This window comes from Streptococcus sp. FSL R7-0248, assembly GCF_037967965.1.
Lineage (GTDB): Bacteria > Bacillota > Bacilli > Lactobacillales > Streptococcaceae > Streptococcus.
The window spans coordinates 1,635,548-1,654,746 of the sequence record NZ_CP150201.1 but is presented as its reverse complement, the minus strand read 5'-3'; the positions used below and the strand labels follow the sequence as shown (position 1 = coordinate 1,654,746).

Genomic DNA, 19,199 nt, shown 5'->3' with positions numbered 1-19,199 from the left:
TTTGTAAGGTCCGTTTTTCATTTCATATTTGAATTAAATCTAGTGAAGGCTTATATAGACATCGAAGAATCGAGGTAATTATGTCAGAAGTTAAAGGTTTATTAGTTATGGACGTAGATTCTACGCTAGTCCAAGAAGAAGTTATTGATTTATTGGGAGAAGAAGCAGGCGTTGGTCAAAAGGTTGCTGAAATTACAGAGCGTGCCATGCGTGGAGAATTGGATTTTAGACAGGCCTTGAATGAGCGTGTGGCGACCCTCAAGGGATTGCCAGAGAGTATATTTGACAAGGTCTACGCTCGTATTCATTTCAACAAGGGAGCCAAGGAACTTGTATATGAACTCCACGCCCGTGGCTTTAAGGTAGGCTTGGTTTCTGGAGGTTTCCATGAGACTGTGGATAGACTAGCAGTTGAAGCAGGAATCGATTATGTTAAGGCTAATCACCTAGAGGTGGTTGACGGTGTCTTAACTGGTAAGGTCTATGGTGACATTGTCACCAAAGATGTCAAGGTAGCCAAACTCAAAGATTGGGCAGCAGAAAATGGTCTCGAACTCTCGCAAACCATTGCTATGGGTGACGGTGCTAATGATTTGCCTATGATTAAGACAGCTGGCATCGGCATCGCCTTTTGTGCTAAACCAATCGTCCGTGAACAAGCGCCTTACCAAATCACAGAACCAGATTTGTATAAGGTGATTGAGATTTTGGATGGGGTTAAGAAATAGTAGCTATAAAAAGAGTCCGTTGGATTATTCCAATGGGCTTTTTGGGCATCAAAAAAGCACCGAATCGGTGCCACTTTCTCAAGTTGAATACGGACTAAGCCTTATTTTAACTTTGCTGTATTGTTTCGAATGGTTTCACTCCCCCATTGTAATGATTTTGGTTGACTTCTCTTCAAACGCATCTTATCATAGAGGAGTATAGTATTGAAATGGGGGAAGAGACATGTTATACGAATATCCAGCGATTTTTCACACGATTGAGGAAGGTTATCAAATTAGTTTTCCTGATTTTGGTCGTAGCATTAGGGCAGATTCTTTACCTCTTGCCATGACAAAAGCGTCTGTGTTCTTATCACATATTATTAAGGGGTATGGAGATAAGGCTTTACCTGAGCCGACTGCGGTAAGCAGCATTCCTAATGAGGAAGAACTCGTCGTGTTAATCCAAACAGAGCTTGATTAAGACTAAAAACTCTCGGAAGATTAATTCCCGAGAGTTTTAGGTTTTATTGGCCACATAGACGCCCAAGACGACTAAAATTCCTGCAAGAATTTGTAAATACGAGAAGGGTTCTCCTAAGACGACGACAGCCGCTAGAATTGAGATAATTGTCGAAATCCCAATAAAGGATGCTGTTCGGTTAACCCCGATATTTGCGATGGCAAAATTTGATAGAAGATAGCCCAGAACACTGCATCCCAAGCCTTGATAAAGGATGGTGATAGTGAATTTTGGATTGGTCACAGGGAGTAGCAAGAGCTCTTTCAAATCGCCTGCTAGAAAGCCTTGGCTGAGTGCAAAGAGTCCAAATGTCAGGCAACCACTGGCAAGCATAAAATAAGTAATCTCAAGGCTACTGAATTGACTAGCCCTTTCAACATCAACGCAATACAGGGCGTAGGAGACAACTGCTAGACCTAGAATCAAGTAGCCCACCAGGGAGAAGTGGGTAGAACCGCCAGCAGCAAAGACAGCCATGATGATACCGACGAGGGTGGTGATGACACCAACCACCTGCCAACGGCTGGGCCATTCTTTTAAAATAAGGCTAGACATGATAAGGGCAACGACTGGGATGCAGGCGAGAAAGGCTCCACTTTCAGAAGCCGTCGTCATACGAATACCAATTGTTTCACAGATAAAATAGATTATCGGATTGAGGATAGCAATACGTGTCAGAGGTTTAAGATTTCTACCGTTAATTGTTATCCGACGTCGACTGATGAGAAAATAGAGGTTAATAAAAAGGAAGGCTGTGACAAAACGCCAAGAGATTAAAGCCAGGTCACTGACCTGTGCTGTAATAGATTTGGTAAAGATAAAACTGAGCCCAAAGAGAATCTCACAAGTCGCTGCAGCCAAACATCCCAAGACGATTTTATTTTTCATTGTCTCACCTCCTGAATTTGGATTTCCACGCCTATTATAGCACTTTCAGGAAGCGTTTACATCAATCTGAATCTAAAAAATAGACTAGCAGAATAGCTAGCCTTTTTTATCTTATTTAGTTACCAATTGAGACAGTTCCGTCTGATCCGACTTTGACGTTTGTACCGTCTTGGCTATTAACATCGACTGAACCATCTTGACCAACTGTTGCGCTGTTACCTCCGCTATCGTTAGCTTCTACAGTGTTATTGCCGTTTGTTTTTGCTGAGTTAGCGTTTCCGTCGCTGACTTCAGTTGATCCATCTTTGTTGACTTTTACTGAAGCACTTGAATCAGTTGAAGAAGATTCTTTGGTCACCTTGCTTGATGATGGTGCTGAAGATGATGAGTCAGTTTTGTCTTTAGAGTTGCCACATGCTGCTAAGGTCAACAAGGCAAGAACTGAGACAGAGGCTAAAGTTAATTTAGAAAATGTTTCCATAATAGTCTCCCTTTTTTCTTAGTAAATTCATTTTAAATGAAAAACCATAATATTAAAAGCGCTTCCAGTCGTTTTTACTCAACTGTAACCCCTTGGTAATCTCAGTGTTGTACAAGACTAATCTATTGGAAAATAAGAGTTAAAAACCCTTACGCTTTCTGTTTTTTGATAGATATTTCAAATCGTTCAGCTCGGTCCTTAGCCCTCTCTTTGTTATAATAATAAAAAATAGATTGAGGTGACATGATGTATCAAACAACAATTAAAGGTGACAAACGATTCCATTCACTTTCAGAGGGGTATGGAGCACCTGTGGAACTTTTTGGCTATACGGAAGATGGGGAAACACCTATGAGCCTGGTGAATATTGCTTTGGCTTCTTGTGTGACCATGTGTCTACAGAGTTATTTTGCCAAGTATCAGGGAATTGAGGAGCTTGCTATTCAGGTTGATTCCAACTATGAAGAAGGGCATTTCACACTTGCTATTCATTTACCTAAGGATCTGATTTTGGAAAATGAACAAGAACTCTTGGCTTTTGTGGATAATTATTGTCGAGTGAAGAAGCTTTTTCGTGAAGATATTAAGGTTGATATTAGCTTAGCCAAATAAGCTTATTATCCTTTATGAACTTCGTGTTATACTAGTAGATAAAGACGTGTCATTTCACTAGGTGTGGAATGAGCAACGATAGGAGGGCTTGCTATGGAAGACAAACTACATGAGATCCGTGTATTTGAGAATTTTCAAGAAGAACTATTTGAAGCGGGACATGTTATCGTGACAACTAAGGTAGTCGAGAAGTCCCTGAATTATTTTGGTAATGCTCATGGGGGATATCTGTTTACGCTTTGTGACCAGATCGCAGGGCTCGTGGCCATTTCAACAGGTGACTATGCGGTGACGCTTCAGTCTAATATCAATTATCTCAAGGCAGGTCATTTGTCTGACCAACTCAAGATTGAGGGATTGTGTGTTCATAATGGCAAGACGACCAAGGTGGTGGAAGTTGTCATTACTAATCAGGAAGAGAAAATTCTTACAAGGGCTACATTTACTATGTATGTGACAGGCTCGGTCGAGGAATAGAAAAGGAGCGTTTATGTCAGATTTTCAAACCATGGATGACTTTGCGGTCTTTGTTAATGACTACCTGACACCAAACCAACTGAGCGTTCAAGCCTATTCTTATGCTTCTGACCAGCAGGAGCTCTCTCTTCTGGTGACCATTGATGATTATGAGATGATGTGTCGTTGGCATACTGTCTGGACTTTTTCAGGTTTACACCAGGCCTTCTTTCAGTCTGTAATGGACTCGGATAACAGCTTTTCTATTGATAGTGATAGCTTGGCTATGAAGGCTCGTTTAAGGGATCAAGAGCTCTTGTTTAAGGCAAACGGGTTTGAGATGGTGGTTGTCGATTTACCTGAACCTCTTTTTCGTTTAGCTGATGTGTCTTTTAATGAAGGAGGAAAGCACTTTACCTACCTTTGTGAAGATCAAAGTGTTGCAGCAGAAGATTGGGTCTTGGTTCCTATAGGCTCTGGTAATGCCGAAAAAGAAGCATTTGTAGAAAAGATTTCCTATGTCCTAGCGGACGAGGTTCCAGTTGAGCTGACAAAACTGAAAAAGGTGATTCAAAAGTTGGATTTAGTAACCGTTCGTTATGATGTGAGGGTTGTTCGGAAGGGATTTTTGAGTTTTTCAGGGATGGCTTTTGAAGGCGAGGAATTAGGTAAGCCAACAGACTTCCTTTGGGTACCTTTTTTAGCAGAACAAGATGATTTGGCTGTTCCTACCTATGGCATTCGGATCAATGATGGCAGTCGCAAGACTTATGTAACAGCCTTGGCTGGTGAGGATGATAGTATGGAAATGATTGCTCTAGCACCAGCTACTTATGCGGTATTTAAACTTAGAGGGCCTGCAACGGCAGCTGTTTGGGAGAGTTTTCACTATGCTAAGAACCATTTTGAAATGATTGACCAGCCCACTGTAGAGGTTTATCTCCCAGGAAATCGTCAGGCTGAAGATTATGAAATGGAAGTTTGGATTCCAATAAAGGAGGAAGTTTAGATGCGTCTGGATAAGTTTTTGGTGGACTGTGGTGTCGGGAGTCGTAGTCAGGTCAAGACCTTTCTTAAAAAGAAGCAAGTGACTGTAAATGGTCAAGTGGAGACGTCACCTAAGGCTCAGATTGATGAGAATAAAGACCGAATTGCTTACTTGGGTCAGGAGCTGACACATGAGACCTTTGTTTACTATCTTTTAAATAAGCCTCAAGGTGTCATTTCAGCAACAGAGGATGCCCGTCACAAGACAGTGCTCGATTTACTCGATGACACAGCAAGACATAAGCAGGTCTTTCCTGTTGGTCGTTTGGATATTGACACTCACGGCCTCCTGCTTTTGACCAATAATGGTGACTTAGCTCACGCCATGCTATCTCCAAAGAAACATGTAGACAAGATTTATCAAGCCAAGGTGGATGGTATCCTGGATCAGGAGGATATTCTGGCTTTTGAAAAAGGGATTGAACTCAAAGACCACACTTGCCAACCAGCTAAACTAGAGATTGTATCCGTAGATAGGGATGCTGGGACTAGCTTGGTTCAGATTACCATTGCTGAGGGGAAATTCCATCAGGTTAAGCGTATGGTAGCTGCTTGTGGTAAGGAAGTGACAGAGTTACAACGTATGAGTATGGGGCCTTTAAGTCTGCCAGATGATTTAGAACTTGGTGCTTGGCGACGTTTAACCGAGGAGGAGTTGGAAGCTTTAGCTGTTTTTGGAATTCCTTTGGCTTAAGCTAGTTAAGAGTTGCGAAATGGGCAGATTTTTGTTACTATTATTGTGAAATAATAGAAGAAAAAACGAGGTAAATTCAAGTGGCATTTGGAGATAACGGACCACGTAAGAAATCATTTTTTGAACGTCTAACAGTATTGGTCGTTTTGATTATGCTATTAGTAACAGTTGGGGCATTGATTTTCCAAGCAGTCGCAGCTGTCCTTTAAGACGCTATCAAGCGTTTTTTTGTGTCTGTCAGAAATTCTCTTATATGAGAATGCCTTTATATAGGACACATGAATCAGAAAGAGAGATATAGAGATGAGTATGTTTTTAGATACAGCCAAGATTAGTGTCAAAGCTGGTCGTGGTGGTGACGGGATGGTCGCTTTCCGTCGTGAGAAATATGTACCCAATGGCGGTCCTTGGGGCGGTGACGGTGGTAAGGGTGGCTCAGTCATTTTCAAGGTTGACGAAGGCTTGCGTACCCTTATGGATTTCCGTTATAACCGTAAATTCAAGGCTAAGAATGGCGAAAAAGGGATGACCAAGGGAATGCACGGTCGAGGTGCTGAAGACCTCATCGTTAGCATCCCGCCAGGTACGACAGTTCGTGATGCTGAGACCGGCAAAGTTATTACTGATTTGGTTGAAGATGGCCAAGAGTTTGTCATTGCTCACGGTGGACGTGGTGGTCGAGGAAATATCCGTTTTGCAACACCTCGTAACCCTGCTCCTGAAATCGCTGAAAATGGTGAACCAGGTGAAGAACGCGAACTTCAATTGGAATTGAAGATTTTGGCTGATGTTGGTTTGGTTGGTTTCCCATCTGTTGGTAAATCAACGATTCTCAGTGTGGTAACAGCAGCAAAACCAAAGATTGGTGCCTATCATTTTACGACAATTGTTCCTAACTTGGGAATGGTTCGTACTAAGTCAGGTGAGAGCTTTGCTATGGCTGACCTTCCAGGGTTGATTGAGGGGGCTAGTCAGGGTGTTGGTTTGGGAACGCAGTTCCTTCGCCACATTGAGCGTACACGTGTTATCCTTCATGTGATTGATATGTCAGCGAGTGAAGGACGTGATCCTTACGAGGATTATCTTCAGATCAATAAAGAGTTGGAAACTTACAACTTACGCTTGATGGAACGCCCACAAATTATTGTGGCTAATAAGATGGACATGCCTGAGGCTGAGGAAAACTTAAAAGAGTTTAAGGAAAAATTGGCTGCTAACTACGATGAATTCGATGAGTTGCCACAAATTTTCCCAATCTCAAGTTTGGCTCACCAAGGTTTGGAAAATCTCTTGGAAGCTACTGCAGAATTGCTTGATGAGACAGATGAATTCTTGCTTTATAGCGAGGACGATATGGAACAAGAAGAGGTTTACTACGGCTTTAACGAGGATGAACGTCCATTTGAAATTAGCCGTGATGACGATGCTTCATGGGTACTTTCTGGTGAGAAACTTGAAAAACTCTTTGTCATGACTAACATGGAACGTGACGAATCTATCATGAAATTTGCACGTCAATTGCGTGGTATGGGAGTTGACGAAGCGCTTCGTGAACGTGGTGCTAAGGATGGCGATATCGTTCGTATTGGTAACTTCGAATTTGAGTTTGTGGATTGACGTTGAAAGACTCTCTAAGTGCCAAGCACTTGATAGTCTACGGCAGCCGCTATGGCGGATTGCCTATCAACCTCACTAACTGCGCAAAGTCGGTATAATCGACCGACTTTCCTTCGTGTCGTGACCATGAAAGACTCTCTGAGTGCCAAGCACTTGCTAGTCTACGGCAACCGCTATGGCGGATTGCCTATCAACCTCACTAACTGCGTAAAGCCGGTATAATCGACCGACTTTCCTTCGTGTCGTGACCATGAAAGACTCTCTAAGTGCCGAGCACTTGCTAGTCTACGGCAGTCGCTATGGCGTTCTGCCTATCAACCTCACTAACTGCGCAAAGTCGGTATAATCGACCGACTTTCCTTCGTGTCGTGACCATGAAAGACTCTCTAAGTGCCAAGCACTTGATAGTCTACGGCAGCCGCTATGGCGGATTACCTATCAACCTCACTAACTGCGCAAAGTCGGTGAAATATAAAAATATTGAAATAAGAGGTTTACAATGGGAGATAAACCGATATCCTTCAGGGATAAAGATGGGAACTTTGTTTCTGCGGCCGATGTTTGGAATCCAAAGAAACTTGAGGAACTCTTTACACGCTTAAATCCTAACCGAAAACTCCGTCTTGAGCGTGAACGTTTGGCTAGAGAAGAAGCAGCAAAACACCCTGAATTAAATGAAGCAACAGAGCAAGTCTAGCACTTGCTCTGTTTTTTTTCTTATCCAAATTGGTAATCAAAAACAGCTACTCTAGCAAGAGTAGCTGTTGTGATGATTAAGCGTTTAGAACCTTGTCTAAGAAATCTTTCAAACGTGGGTGTTGTGGGTTATCGAAGATTTGATCTGGCGTACCATCTTCGAGGAACTCACCGTCCGCAGTAAAGATTACTCGGTTGGCTACCTGACGGGCAAATCCCATTTCGTGAGTAACGATAATCATGGTCATACCTTGCTCTGCCAATTCTTTCATAACGTTAAGAACGTCTCCGACCATTTCGGGGTCAAGGGCAGAAGTAGGTTCGTCAAAGAGCATGATGTCAGGATTCATCGCTAAACCACGTGCAATTGCCACACGTTGTTTTTGTCCACCTGACAAGCTATCAGGTGTAGCATCGGCTTTGTCAGCAAGTCCAACACGATCAAGAAGATCCATAGCTAATTTATCAGCTTCTTCCTTGTTCATACGTCCAAGTTCAACAGGTGCAAATGTTACGTTTTCAAGGACTGTCATGTGTGGGAAGAGGTTGAAATGTTGGAAGACCATCCCGATATTTTCACGGGCTTTGTCAAGATTTGTTTTAGGGTCTGATAATTCATAGCCATCAACGACTACTTTACCAGATGTCACTGTCTCAAGTAGGTTAAGTGTACGAAGGAAGGTTGATTTACCTGAACCTGAAGGACCGATGATACATACAACGTCACCTTCGTAGAATTTGGCGTCAATGCCTTTAAGGACTTCATTGTCGCCGTATGATTTGTGCAAGTCCTGCACATCGATTTTCAATTCAGCCATTATTTAAGTCTCTTTTCTAGTCGTTTAGCCAATTTCGTCAAGCATGTGATGATGACCAAGTAAAGGATGGCCAAGATCGCATACATACGGAATGATTGGTAGTTACGAGCAATGATGATTTTACCAGTTTGGAAGAGTTCGACCAAACCGATAGCTGATACGATAGTCGTATCTTTCAATGAGATAACAAATTGGTTGATGAAGTTTGGCAACATCAAGCGAACCGCCTGTGGCAAGATGACCTTACGCATTGTTGTATTGTAAGGAACACCCAAGCTTCGGCTGGCTTCCATCTGACCAATAGGGACAGCTTCAATACCACCACGTACAATTTCGGCAATGTAAGCACCACCGTTAAGTGAAAGGGCAATTGTCGCTGCCACAAAATCATTGATTGGTGACTGGTGACCAGTGATGTTTTCAATCAAGTTAGGAATACCCCAATAGATGAAGGCTGCAACGATCATCAATGGGATACCACGAACCACGTCAACAAAGACTTGTGAAATCACACGAAGTGTCTTGTTTGGTGCAACTGCCATCATACCGAAGATAACACCGATAATCATAGCAATAGCAAATGAAAGAAGGGTCAAACCAAGGGTAATTCCAAGACCTTGGAGAAGTTGTTTGTAGTTGTTTTTAATCAAGCCTACGATGGTTGTTTCATCGGTAGCTTTTTTTGTGCTTCCTTCTTTTGATTTGTTGCTATCGAGGTATTTATTGATAATCTTATCGTAAGTACCATCTTTCACGATAGCAGCCAAACCATTGTTGAACATTTCAATCAACTCAGGATTAGCACCTTTTTTAACAGCAAAGCCGACTTCACCAGTAGCAATACCTTCGATAGGTGTTGTAAAGTTACGCCCTTGTTGGATAGCGTATAGAAGAACGGCTTCATCATCCATAAGAGCATCGATTGAACCAGAGTTCAAGCTGTCGTACATAGTAGAAGCTTCATCGTAAGCACGAACAGTAAAGCCATATTCACCAGCATGGTCTTCCAACCATGAGTAAGATGACGTACCATTTTTAGCTCCTACAGTCTTACCTTTAAGATCCTTGTAAGATTTAACCTTACTTCCTTTAGCTACAGCCAAACGAATGTTTGATGTGTAGTAAGGATCTGAGAAGTCAAAGATTTGTTTACGAGCATCAGTGATGGTCATACCAGCCAATACGGCATCAGCTTGGCTAGATTGTACAGCATTAAGTGATGCATCGAAACCAGGGTTTGTCAATTTGACATTGAAACCTTGGTTTTTAGCAATGGCATTGATGATATCGACGTCGATACCTACATATTTACCTGAACCATTTTGGTATTCGAATGGAGCAAAAGATGAGTCCATTGAGATAGTGTAGGTTTCCTTAGCAGGAGTGGCTTTTGCGTTGGCATCACCAGTCAATTTAAGATCTGCTGAAGGTTTTGATGAAGAAGATTTTGATGAGTCACCCAACCATTTGTTCATGATTTTGTCGTAGGTGCCGTCATTCTTCATTTCCTTAAGAGCTTCGTTGAAATCTTTGATAAGATCTTCGTGTTTTCCACCTTTTTTAACAGCGAAAGCGAAGCTACCGATAGATTCAGGCTTAATGTTGATAGCGTAGTCTTTTCCTTGACCAATAGCGTATTTAACAACTGGTGTGTCGTCCATAGCTGCATCAACAGAACCAGAATCCAAGCTGTTGTTCATCAAGTCGCTAGTGTCAAAAGTTTTAACAGTGAAACCATATTTGCTAGCATTTTTATCAAGCCAAGTTTGAGAAGCGGTACCGTTTTTAACACCGACTGTTTTACCCTTCAATTGTTTGTAGTCGCTGACTTTATCGCTACTACGTGTGTAGATAACAATTGAGGTGTCGTAATAAGTGTCTGAGAAAGTAAAGACCTTCTTACGTGCGTCGGTAACAGTAGTACCGGCCATAAGGGCGTCAGCTTGGCCTGATTGAACAGCATTGACAGCTGCATCGAAACCAGGGAAGGTTTGGTTAACGTCCCAATTTTTACGTTTGGCAACTTCGTTGATGATATCAACGTCGATACCCTTGTAGGTCTGATCAGAATCTTTGAATTCAAATGGGGCATAGGCTGTATCTGAAACGACTGAGATAGTCTCGGCAGATACCTTAGCTCCGAAAACAAAGAAAACTGACATGACACTCAAGAAGAGTGTCAGAAGTTTTTTCTTCATTATAAAAAGTCTCCTTTATAAAATACCTTCCTATTCTATCAAAAAAAGGTCTTGTTATCAAACTTCTTGGAGTTTGATGTTAGAAAATGTAACAAAGTTCGTTAGATATGAGAAGAGTTTTAGAAGAATTTGACAAGCTTGTGTCAATTAGTTACACTGTAATCGAATACATGTAAGATTTGTTACAGGAGCTAAAAAAATGAAGAAACGTATGCTTGAGAAATATACCAGCCTATATGATAAAGTCCCAAGCTGGCTGATGATTATGCTGTCCTGTTTTATTGCCTTTGGTTATTTCCTTATAAGTGGATTTCTATCAGGGATTGTTGTGGGAATTCCAATGGCTATTGTTCTTTCGTTCTTAGTATTAAATGGCAACATTCAGTTCCAGGATATACATTCGATTTCCTATAAAATATTTTCAACTTTGTATTTTCAGTTGGGAGCCTTTGCCTTTACTGCCTTAGCTATCTTTTTCTGGGTTAAAGTTGTTGAAAAACGTCCCATTCGTACACTTGGATTTTTCAAGGGTCATATTTGGTTGAACTTGCTTAAGGGTTGGGGACTTGGAACTTTGCTCTTGTTAGTTAGTTTCCTTGGGACTTATTTACTAGGCGGTTTAGAATTTGTGAAGGTAGACTTTTCGCAGAAAACCCTCTTATACATACTTTCCCTAATACCTTTCTGGTTTATCCAAGGTGGAACCGAGGAACTGGTGACACGTGGTTGGTTGCTTCAGACGGTGACTAATAGATTAAACCTTTCTTGGGGAATTGCTATTTCAAGTTCTCTCTTTTCAATATTACACCTAGGAAATCAAGGTGTTACCGCCTTGTCTCTTATCAGTATTGTTCTAGTAGGGGTTCTCATGGCCCTTTACATGCTCAAGACAGATAATATCTGGGGGGTCGCTGCCCTTCACGGTGCTTGGAACTTTGCGCAAGGAAATCTAGTTGGCGTGTCAGTTAGTGGACAGAATGCAGGTGGCAGCTTATTGCACTTTCAGGCCAGGTCAGGTGTACCTGATTGGTTGTCAGGTGGTGCCTTTGGCCTAGAAGGGAATATCGTTACCTGTGTGGTTCTGTTGGTAGGTATCATCATCCTTCGATTACAATTAAAGAAAGAAAACTTTTAAGGCTGAGTTCTAAAGACTCGGTCTTTTTACTTCTATGTTAAAATAGAAGAAAAGTTTGTAAAAGAGGAAGAGATGATAGTTAAGATTGAGCGAGGTATGATTTGGGTACAGGTTGTCTATGGACTTATACTTCTTATCGCTTACACTGGTTTATTCTGCTGGTTTCTTATAGATGATTATCGTTTTGGGAATTTTGTGGATAACTGTGTTGCCTTCCTCGTTTTACTAATATTTCTTCATGCTCTGACTAACTTAGTTGATGGTATTGTGAGACTTAAAGCTCATAAAAAAATTTTGGAAATTAACAATGATACCTTTATTTATTATGGAAGATTATGTGGACGGGTCACCTTTGAGATTCCGCTGTCTGAGATTGACTTGGTTATGAAGGATTGGTCAACGCCAATGGATGATGCCAAACACTCGTCGACTATATACTATATTCTAAAACGTATCGATGATTTCGGGAATATAAGGTCTTGGGAAAGGAAGAGGTATAGTGTTTTATACATTTTTTTCAAAGATAGTAAAACGGCCTTGAAATATGATAAAAAACTCGGTTATCAGACACGAAGAAAGCGCAAATACGTTGCTGAGACACGAATGATACATATTCCCATCAGTAGTGGAGAAATTTTCTCCGACCAAGAGATGAATGATTACATAAATGAAAGGAAAAACAATGATAGATAGAAAAGAAGACAACCAATTTCATTTGGTTTCTAAATATGAACCTTCTGGGGACCAACCTCAGGCCATTGAAGCCTTGGTTGACAATATCGAAGGTGGGGAGAAGGCTCAAATCCTAAAGGGAGCGACAGGGACAGGTAAGACCTATACCATGAGTCAGGTCATCCAGCGCGTGAATAAACCAACCTTGGTTATCGCCCACAATAAAACCTTAGCAGGTCAGCTTTACGGAGAATTCAAGGAGTTTTTCCCAGACAATGCTGTAGAATACTTCGTTTCCTACTATGATTTCTATCAGCCAGAGGCCTATGTACCATCATCAGATACCTATATCGAAAAAGATAGCTCTGTAAACGATGAAATTGATAAGCTACGACACTCAGCAACGTCGGCTCTCCTTGAGCGTAATGATGTTATCGTTGTGGCTTCTGTTTCTTGTATTTACGGTTTGGGTTCACCCAAAGAATATGCTGATTCAGCAGTCAGCCTTCGACCAGGCCAAGAGATTTCTCGAGACAAGCTGCTAAATGATCTCGTTGATATCCAGTTTGAGCGAAACGATATTGATTTCCAACGTGGGAAATTCCGTGTGCGTGGCGATGTGGTCGAAATTTTTCCTGCCAGCCGTGATGAGCACGCCTTCCGTGTCGAATTTTTCGGTGATGAGATTGACCGCATCTGTGAGATTGAGAGTTTGACAGGACGCAATCTCGGTGAAGTCGAGCACCTTGTTCTTTTCCCGGCGACTCACTTTATGACTAATGAAGAGCATATGGAAGAGGCCATCAAGAATATTATGGAAGAGATGGAAGCTCAAGTTAAACAATTTGAAGCTGAGGGTAAGCTCATCGAGGCTCAACGTATCCGCCAAAGGACAGAATACGATGTTGAAATGCTTCGTGAGATGGGCTACACCAATGGTGTCGAAAACTACTCACGACACATGGATGGTCGTAAAGAGGGCGAGCCACCGTTCACCTTGCTTGATTTCTTCCCGGAAGACTTCCTCATCATGATTGACGAAAGTCACATGACAATGGGGCAGATTAAGGGAATGTATAACGGGGACCAGGCCCGTAAGAAGATGTTGGTTGATTACGGTTTCCGTTTGCCATCGGCACTTGATAACCGTCCACTTCGACGTGAAGAATTTGAGAGTCATGTTCATCAGATTGTCTATGTGTCTGCTACTCCAGGTGACTATGAGATGGAGCAAACTGAGACTGTGGTTGAGCAAATCATTCGTCCGACAGGACTTCTTGATCCAGAAGTCGAAGTTCGTCCAACTATGGGTCAAATGGATGACCTCCTTGGTGAAATTAATGCCCGTACTGAAAAAGGCGAGCGTGTCTTTGTAACAACTTTGACTAAGAAGATGGCTGAAGACTTGACTGACTATCTCAAGGAAATGGGTGTCAAGGTCAAATACATGCACTCTGACATTAAGACTCTAGAGCGTACTGAGATTATCCGTGACCTACGTTTGGGTGTCTTTGATGTTCTTATCGGTATTAACCTTCTTCGTGAGGGAATTGACGTTCCTGAAGTTAGTCTGGTTGCTATTTTGGATGCTGATAAGGAAGGCTTCCTTCGTAATGAACGTGGGCTTATCCAAACGATTGGACGTGCTGCCCGAAATAGCGAAGGGCACGTTATCATGTATGCGGATAAGATTACAGAGTCTATGCAAAAAGCCATGGATGAAACAGCTCGTCGTCGTGAAATCCAGATGGCCTATAATAAGGAGCATGGCATTGTTCCACAAACGATTAAGAAAGAAATTCGTGACCTTATTTCTATTACCAAGGCTAATGAAGCAGAAGTGGCAGAGGATACTGTGGACTATAGTGCCATGAACAAGAAAGAACGCCAAGAAGCCATCAAGAAACTTCAAAAGCAAATGCACGAAGCGGCAGAACTGCTTGACTTCGAGTTGGCGGCTCAAATCCGTGATATGGTTCTTGAGCTGAAGAGTATGGATTAAGGCTAGTTACATCACTTAGGCAATATAAGTAAGAAAGGAAATATATGTCACGTTCACAAGCAACTATTTTAACTAATATGTGTCTCATCGAAGATGGCCGTGGAAATATTGTCATGCAAATCCGCGATCCAAAGCGTTATTACTGGTCGGGAGCAGCCCTACCCGGTGGCCATATCGAAGCACATGAAGGTCTGGTAGAATCAGTTATCCGTGAGGTTAAAGAAGAAACTGGCTTGACCATCAAAAACCCTAAATTAGTTGGTATGAAGCATTTTTACACGACAGATAACGAACGGTACTTGGTTTTCCTCTATAGGACCTCAGATTTTGAAGGAGAAATCCATTCAACAGAGGAGGGCGAAGTTCGCTGGGTTGCCAGGGAGGATGTGCCTAAGATGGACTTGGCTTATGACATGCTCAATCTGCTACGTGTCTTTGAAGAAGACAATCTCTCAGAACTTTTCTATCGGGAGCGCCTTGAAGATGACTTCGTCCGAGAATTTTGGTAATAAAATGAACTATTTATTCAAATGAATGAATAGTTTTTTTGTCTTAAAATCAGATAGAAGGCTTTAAAATAAACGAATTACAAGATTTATAGCAATGCCAATATTAATAAAAATAAAAATTATAATCAATAAAAGTCCATTTTTTCGTTGACAAATGCATAATAATACATTATTATACTTACATAAGTTAATAAATATAGAAAAGAGATTGATTATGAAAACATGGAAAAAACTTTTGTTGGGATTTGCAGGGATTTTCGCTTTGACAGCTTTAGCAGCTTGTTCTTCGTCGAAGGACACTTTGGAAAAGGTACAAGATAAAGGGACATTGACAGTTGCTCTTAATCCTCACTTTGCTCCTTTTGAATTTAAGACAATTCAAAATGGTAAGGATACGATTGTTGGGGCAGATGTCGAAATTGCTAAGGCAATTGCAGATGAGCTTGGCGTAAAAGTCAAATTCTCTGAAATGTCTTTTGATAATGTCTTGGCCAATGTTCAATCTGGTAAGGCAGACATCGCCATTTCCGGAATCTCAGCTACTGAAGAACGTCAAAAAATCTTTGATTTCTCAGATACCTACTATGAGTCTGAAACGGTTCTTGTTGTCAAAAAAGATGCGACAGGAACTTACAAACAAACAGGTGATTTTGCTAAAAAATCTGTAGCTGTTCAAAAAGGTTCTATTCAAGAAAATATCGCCAAAGCCAACTTGTCAGATGCTAATGTGGTATCCTTGGCGCAACCTGGCGAAGCCATCAATGAATTGAAGTCTGGTCAAGTTGAAGGAGTAGTTCTTGAAAAGGCCATTGCAAAAGGTTATGTAGACCAAAACAGCGACCTAGCTGTGTCAGACATCACGCTCAAGTCTGATTCAAAAGATGCCTATGCCGTAGCAATGCCTAAAGGAAGCGATAAGCTAAAAGAAAAGGTTAATAAGGTTATCGCTAAACTCAAAAAAGAAGGTAAGATTGACAGCTATGTTCAAGATGCCTACACTCTTTCACTTAAGAGTTCTAGCAAATAAGGAGTTATCATATGAAGAAATTTTGGTTTATCCTTACAGCTTTAGTCGCTACCTGCTTTCTAGTTGCTTGTAGCGGAAGTCAGGGAGTAAGTCCTAAAACGATTAAGGAAAAGAAGAAAATTGTCGTGGCAACAGAATCAGAATTTGCACCATTTGAGTTCAAATCATTGGTTAACGGCAAAGATACGCTAGTTGGAGCAGACATCGAGTTGGCTAAAGCTATCGGTGAAAAACTCGGCGTAAAGGTTGAATTTTCCGTGATGTCTTTTGATAATGTTCTTGCCAACGTGCAAAGTGGTAAAGCGGATATCGCCATTGCAGGGATTTCGGTGACAGATGAACGTAAGAAGGTTTATGATTTTTCAGACAGCTACTATACGTCAGAAAATGTAGTGATTGTCAAAAAAAACAAGGTAAATGACTATACAAGCACTGATAGTCTCGCAAAACAAACTGTCGGTACGCAAAAAGGCTCTGTTCAAGAAACCGTTGCTAAGAAACAAATTTCTAAGGCAAGCGTAGTATCACTGGCTTCAAATGGCGAAATGATTAATGAACTCAAGTCAGGACAGCTTCAAGCAGTTGTACTTGAGAAGGCCATTGCAGAAGGTTATATCGCTCAAAATGATGATTTAACCCTTGCCAACTTTAACCTCAAGTCAGACGGTTCAGATGCTTATGCAGTCGCAACACGTAAGGGGTCAGATGACTTGCTTAAAGAAATCAATGCTGTCATCAAAGAGACTAAAGACTCTGGAAAATTTGACAAATGGTTAAAAGAAGCATCAACCTACAAACAAAGTAAGTAAATTTAAAACTTCTGAGCACCTGAAACGAGTCAATTTCAGGTGCTTTCATCAACTACGGAAAGTCTCGTTTGGTGTTGGCTTTGCTCACTCAAGGGGAGTCGCCAAAAATTCTTAAATCTAAATGGGGGAATACCCCATTTTTTATTGAATTCTCTGCTAAAAACAGTTATTATCAAAGTAGGTAAGTCTGTCAAAATAGACAAATGACATCGTATAGAGTGCTTAAGAAAAGCAAGGAGAAACTATGAAGCTACCACGTTTTGGTGTTGAAGAATGGCTGAATGTCCATGAAAAGTCTGCCATATATGATATCGCAGGAGTTTCAATTAAGGCCCTCACAATGGAAGAATTATTTGACTTATCAGGCCTTGATAAGGAAGCCTTTTTTGCTCAACTACTAAAGAAAAAGATGGATTACGGCTGGATTGAAGGGTCACCAGAGTTTAAAACTCAAGTGGCTAGCTTATACAAGGACATGCCGGTTGATAATATCCTCCAAACTAATGGGGCTACAGGAGCGACTATGCTAGCCCTTTATGCGCTTATTGAGCCTGAGGACCATGTCGTCTCCATGTACCCGACCTATCAGCAGCTCTATGACATTCCTAAGTCACTAGGAGCAGATGTGGACCTCTGGGAGATTGAGGAGGACAATAACTGGTTGCCTGATTTGGACCAACTTCGCCGTCTGATTCGCCCAAATACCAAGATAATCTGCATTAACAATGCCAACAATCCTACTGGTGCCCTTATGAATACTGCGTACCTTGAGGAGCTTGTGACTATCGCTAAAGAAGTAGACGCCTATATCTTCTCAGATGAGGTCTATCGCAGTTTTGACCAACCTGCACCTTCTATTGTGGATTTGTATGAAAAGGGCATTGCCGTCAACAGTCTTTCAAAGACCTATTCCATTCCCGGTATTCGTGTGGGTTGGGTAGCTTCTAACACTGAGGTGGCGGACATTCTACGTGACTACCGCGACTACACGATGATTTGTGCTGGAGTCTTTGATGATATGGTGGCTACCCTTGTCTTGGAAAATAAAGAGGCCATCTTGAAACGCAACCGTCAGATTGTAGAGGAAAATCTCGCCCTTATGGATGCCTGGATTGCTAAAGAACCTAAGGCGTCTTGGGTTAGGCCTGCTAGTGTTTCCACCTCTTTCGTCAAATTAGATGTAAATCGTCCTATCGAAGATTTTGCCTTAGAGCTTCTTCAGAACTATGGTGTTCTTGTGGTTCCGGGTAACCGTTTTGACAAGGATTCCCATGTCCGCATCGGTTATTGTTGTGATAAGGAAGTCCTTCAAATGGGCTTAGAAAAACTGTCGCTATTTCTTAATAAATGTTGACAATACCACTAATTTTAAGTAAAATAAACGAGCAAAAATTATATTTATACAGGAGTTTCTTATGAAAAAACTATTCCTCGGAGCTATGGCTCTCCTTGCTGCTGTAACTTTGGTAGCATGTGGGTCAAAAAAAGACGCTTACGAATCTATTAAAGAAAATAAAAAACTTGTCGTAGCTGTTAGCCCTGACTATGCACCATTTGAGTTCAAAACATTGGTAGACGGTAAAGACCAAGTTGTCGGGTCAGACATCAAGTTGGCACAAGCTATTGCTGATGAACTTGGAGTTAAACTCGAAGTGACAACAATGAGCTTTGACAATGTCCTTTCTAGCCTTCAATCAGGTAAGGCTGACCTTGCTATCTCAGGTATCTCAGTAACAGCCGAACGTAAGAAAACCTTTGATTTCTCAGATCCTTACTACGAAACACAAAATGCTATCATCGTTCGTAAAGATCAAGAGTCTACTTACTCAAGCCTAGATGATTTCAAAGGTAAGAAAGTAGCAGTTCAAAAAGGTACCATCGAAGAAGGCCTTGCTAAGAAACAATTGAAAGATTCAACAGTCGTATCACTTACAGCAATGGGTGAAGCCATTAACGAGGTGAAATCTGGTCAAGTTGATGCTGTTGACCTTGAAAAACCAGTAGCAGAAGGTTACGTGGCACAAAATCCAGATTTGGCTTTGGCAAGTGTTGCCCTCAAAGTTGATGATGGTGATGCTAAAGCAGTTGCAATGGCTAAAGGCAATGACAAATTGAAAGAAGCAGTAAACAAGGTTATCAAGAAAATGAAAGCTAACGGTACTTACGACGAGTACATCAAGGATGCTTCTAAATACACAGCAGTTGAGTAAAAGATAAGCTAGAGGATGATTCCTCTAGTTTTTTTGTATGGCAAAGCCTCAGATAGTCTCCAATAAGATTTAGAAAATAGCCTTGATATCAAAAATTC

The 19,199-nt window shown here is 41.4% G+C and carries 21 protein-coding genes; 17 read left to right on the top strand and 4 right to left on the bottom strand.

Going from position 1 to position 19,199, the window contains the following annotated elements:
- Positions 1-80: 80 nt before the first annotated feature.
- Positions 81-728 (top strand): phosphoserine phosphatase SerB, encoded by a 648-nt coding sequence (serB, locus tag NYE32_RS07430; protein WP_201710713.1) that lies wholly within the window; start codon positions 81-83, stop codon positions 726-728.
- A 223-nt stretch (positions 729-951) separates the two neighbouring features.
- Complete coding sequence (locus tag NYE32_RS07425) at positions 952-1,191, top strand: hypothetical protein (protein WP_002884756.1); 240 nt, start codon at positions 952-954, stop codon at positions 1,189-1,191.
- A 36-nt stretch (positions 1,192-1,227) separates the two neighbouring features.
- Here the strand turns inward: NYE32_RS07425 and NYE32_RS07420 are convergent, their stop codons facing one another.
- Complete coding sequence (locus NYE32_RS07420) at positions 1,228-2,118, bottom strand: DMT family transporter (protein ID WP_073687909.1); 891 nt, start codon at positions 2,116-2,118, stop codon at positions 1,228-1,230.
- Positions 2,119-2,233: 115 nt separating this feature from the next.
- Entirely contained in the window at positions 2,234-2,599 is a 366-nt protein-coding gene (locus tag NYE32_RS07415; RefSeq protein WP_049546227.1) for a hypothetical protein, read from the bottom strand.
- Between the two features lie 246 nt (positions 2,600-2,845).
- On the opposite strand from NYE32_RS07415, the gene NYE32_RS07410 reads away from it, so the two are divergent.
- From NYE32_RS07410 to NYE32_RS07380, 7 genes are all read left to right on the top strand, one after another.
- Positions 2,846-3,211, top strand: a complete 366-nt coding sequence (locus NYE32_RS07410; RefSeq protein WP_037598323.1) for an OsmC family protein — start codon at positions 2,846-2,848, stop codon at positions 3,209-3,211.
- A 93-nt stretch (positions 3,212-3,304) separates the two neighbouring features.
- Positions 3,305-3,688 (top strand): PaaI family thioesterase, encoded by a 384-nt coding sequence (locus NYE32_RS07405; RefSeq protein WP_002891494.1) that lies wholly within the window; start codon positions 3,305-3,307, stop codon positions 3,686-3,688.
- A gap of 13 nt (positions 3,689-3,701) precedes the next feature.
- Positions 3,702-4,676, top strand: a complete 975-nt coding sequence (locus NYE32_RS07400; RefSeq protein ID WP_316715180.1) for a GyrI-like domain-containing protein — start codon at positions 3,702-3,704, stop codon at positions 4,674-4,676.
- Entirely contained in the window at positions 4,677-5,408 is a 732-nt protein-coding gene (locus NYE32_RS07395) for a pseudouridine synthase (RefSeq protein WP_339156967.1), read from the top strand.
- Positions 5,409-5,488: 80 nt separating this feature from the next.
- On the top strand, positions 5,489-5,617 hold the full coding sequence (locus tag NYE32_RS07390; protein WP_002884629.1) for a DUF4044 domain-containing protein: 129 nt from the start codon (positions 5,489-5,491) through the stop codon (positions 5,615-5,617).
- Positions 5,618-5,711: 94 nt separating this feature from the next.
- The gene (gene obgE / locus NYE32_RS07385) at positions 5,712-7,025 is read left to right on the top strand and encodes a GTPase ObgE (RefSeq protein WP_156685261.1); all 1,314 of its coding nucleotides are present in this window, start codon (positions 5,712-5,714) and stop codon (positions 7,023-7,025) included.
- A 499-nt stretch (positions 7,026-7,524) separates the two neighbouring features.
- The gene (locus NYE32_RS07380) at positions 7,525-7,722 is read left to right on the top strand and encodes a GTPase (protein ID WP_073685679.1); all 198 of its coding nucleotides are present in this window, start codon (positions 7,525-7,527) and stop codon (positions 7,720-7,722) included.
- 76 nt (positions 7,723-7,798) lie between these two features.
- On the opposite strand, the gene NYE32_RS07375 is transcribed toward NYE32_RS07380, so the two are convergent.
- Complete coding sequence (locus tag NYE32_RS07375) at positions 7,799-8,539, bottom strand: amino acid ABC transporter ATP-binding protein (protein WP_145516737.1); 741 nt, start codon at positions 8,537-8,539, stop codon at positions 7,799-7,801.
- Positions 8,539-10,737, bottom strand: coding sequence for an ABC transporter substrate-binding protein/permease (locus tag NYE32_RS07370; protein ID WP_048673755.1), 2,199 nt, complete (start codon positions 10,735-10,737; stop codon positions 8,539-8,541). Before NYE32_RS07370 ends, NYE32_RS07375 begins: the two co-directional genes overlap by 1 nt.
- Positions 10,738-10,936: 199 nt before the next feature.
- Between NYE32_RS07370 and NYE32_RS07365 the strand changes: the two genes are divergently transcribed.
- The 8 genes from NYE32_RS07365 (at position 10,937) to NYE32_RS07330 (ending at position 19,101) form a co-directional block, all read left to right on the top strand.
- Positions 10,937-11,872 carry a type II CAAX endopeptidase family protein gene (locus NYE32_RS07365; protein WP_339156966.1) on the top strand — a complete coding sequence of 312 codons (936 nt, stop codon included), beginning with the start codon at positions 10,937-10,939 and terminating at the stop codon, positions 11,870-11,872.
- A 72-nt stretch (positions 11,873-11,944) separates the two neighbouring features.
- The gene (locus NYE32_RS07360; RefSeq protein WP_339156965.1) at positions 11,945-12,565 is read left to right on the top strand and encodes a hypothetical protein; all 621 of its coding nucleotides are present in this window, start codon (positions 11,945-11,947) and stop codon (positions 12,563-12,565) included.
- The gene (uvrB, locus tag NYE32_RS07355) at positions 12,555-14,546 is read left to right on the top strand and encodes an excinuclease ABC subunit UvrB (protein ID WP_021143783.1); all 1,992 of its coding nucleotides are present in this window, start codon (positions 12,555-12,557) and stop codon (positions 14,544-14,546) included. Before NYE32_RS07360 ends, uvrB begins: the two co-directional genes overlap by 11 nt.
- A 44-nt stretch (positions 14,547-14,590) precedes the next feature.
- Positions 14,591-15,055 carry an 8-oxo-dGTP diphosphatase gene (locus NYE32_RS07350; RefSeq protein ID WP_002891484.1) on the top strand — a complete coding sequence of 155 codons (465 nt, stop codon included), beginning with the start codon at positions 14,591-14,593 and terminating at the stop codon, positions 15,053-15,055.
- Positions 15,056-15,269: 214 nt separating this feature from the next.
- On the top strand, positions 15,270-16,082 hold the full coding sequence (locus NYE32_RS07345) for a transporter substrate-binding domain-containing protein (protein ID WP_073685674.1): 813 nt from the start codon (positions 15,270-15,272) through the stop codon (positions 16,080-16,082).
- Positions 16,083-16,093: 11 nt separating this feature from the next.
- Positions 16,094-16,891, top strand: coding sequence for a transporter substrate-binding domain-containing protein (locus NYE32_RS07340; RefSeq protein WP_201709154.1), 798 nt, complete (start codon positions 16,094-16,096; stop codon positions 16,889-16,891).
- Positions 16,892-17,135: 244 nt separating this feature from the next.
- Entirely contained in the window at positions 17,136-18,245 is a 1,110-nt protein-coding gene (locus NYE32_RS07335; protein ID WP_198463699.1) for an aminotransferase, read from the top strand.
- 61 nt (positions 18,246-18,306) lie between these two features.
- Positions 18,307-19,101 carry an ABC transporter substrate-binding protein gene (locus NYE32_RS07330; protein ID WP_195187545.1) on the top strand — a complete coding sequence of 265 codons (795 nt, stop codon included), beginning with the start codon at positions 18,307-18,309 and terminating at the stop codon, positions 19,099-19,101.
- The last annotated feature ends 98 nt before the right edge of the window (positions 19,102-19,199 follow it).

Bases quoted from the DNA above. Each gene is read 5' to 3' on its own strand.
- NYE32_RS07345 (WP_073685674.1), top strand. From the start codon at position 15,270: ATGAAAACATGGAAAAAACTTTTGTTGGGATTTGCAGGGATTTTCGCT.
- NYE32_RS07410 (WP_037598323.1), top strand. From the start codon at position 2,846: ATGTATCAAACAACAATTAAAGGTGACAAACGATTCCATTCACTTTCA.
- NYE32_RS07380 (WP_073685679.1), top strand. From the start codon at position 7,525: ATGGGAGATAAACCGATATCCTTCAGGGATAAAGATGGGAACTTTGTT.
- NYE32_RS07330 (WP_195187545.1), top strand. From the start codon at position 18,307: ATGAAAAAACTATTCCTCGGAGCTATGGCTCTCCTTGCTGCTGTAACT.
- uvrB (WP_021143783.1), top strand. From the start codon at position 12,555: ATGATAGATAGAAAAGAAGACAACCAATTTCATTTGGTTTCTAAATAT.
- NYE32_RS07415 (WP_049546227.1), bottom strand. From the start codon at position 2,599: ATGGAAACATTTTCTAAATTAACTTTAGCCTCTGTCTCAGTTCTTGCC.
- obgE (WP_156685261.1), top strand. From the start codon at position 5,712: ATGAGTATGTTTTTAGATACAGCCAAGATTAGTGTCAAAGCTGGTCGT.
- NYE32_RS07395 (WP_339156967.1), top strand. From the start codon at position 4,677: ATGCGTCTGGATAAGTTTTTGGTGGACTGTGGTGTCGGGAGTCGTAGT.
- NYE32_RS07420 (WP_073687909.1), bottom strand. From the start codon at position 2,118: ATGAAAAATAAAATCGTCTTGGGATGTTTGGCTGCAGCGACTTGTGAG.
- NYE32_RS07340 (WP_201709154.1), top strand. From the start codon at position 16,094: ATGAAGAAATTTTGGTTTATCCTTACAGCTTTAGTCGCTACCTGCTTT.
- NYE32_RS07405 (WP_002891494.1), top strand. From the start codon at position 3,305: ATGGAAGACAAACTACATGAGATCCGTGTATTTGAGAATTTTCAAGAA.
- NYE32_RS07370 (WP_048673755.1), bottom strand. From the start codon at position 10,737: ATGAAGAAAAAACTTCTGACACTCTTCTTGAGTGTCATGTCAGTTTTC.
- NYE32_RS07425 (WP_002884756.1), top strand. From the start codon at position 952: ATGTTATACGAATATCCAGCGATTTTTCACACGATTGAGGAAGGTTAT.
- NYE32_RS07400 (WP_316715180.1), top strand. From the start codon at position 3,702: ATGTCAGATTTTCAAACCATGGATGACTTTGCGGTCTTTGTTAATGAC.
- NYE32_RS07365 (WP_339156966.1), top strand. From the start codon at position 10,937: ATGAAGAAACGTATGCTTGAGAAATATACCAGCCTATATGATAAAGTC.
- NYE32_RS07360 (WP_339156965.1), top strand. From the start codon at position 11,945: ATGATAGTTAAGATTGAGCGAGGTATGATTTGGGTACAGGTTGTCTAT.
- NYE32_RS07350 (WP_002891484.1), top strand. From the start codon at position 14,591: ATGTCACGTTCACAAGCAACTATTTTAACTAATATGTGTCTCATCGAA.
- serB (WP_201710713.1), top strand. From the start codon at position 81: ATGTCAGAAGTTAAAGGTTTATTAGTTATGGACGTAGATTCTACGCTA.
- NYE32_RS07375 (WP_145516737.1), bottom strand. From the start codon at position 8,539: ATGGCTGAATTGAAAATCGATGTGCAGGACTTGCACAAATCATACGGC.
- NYE32_RS07335 (WP_198463699.1), top strand. From the start codon at position 17,136: ATGAAGCTACCACGTTTTGGTGTTGAAGAATGGCTGAATGTCCATGAA.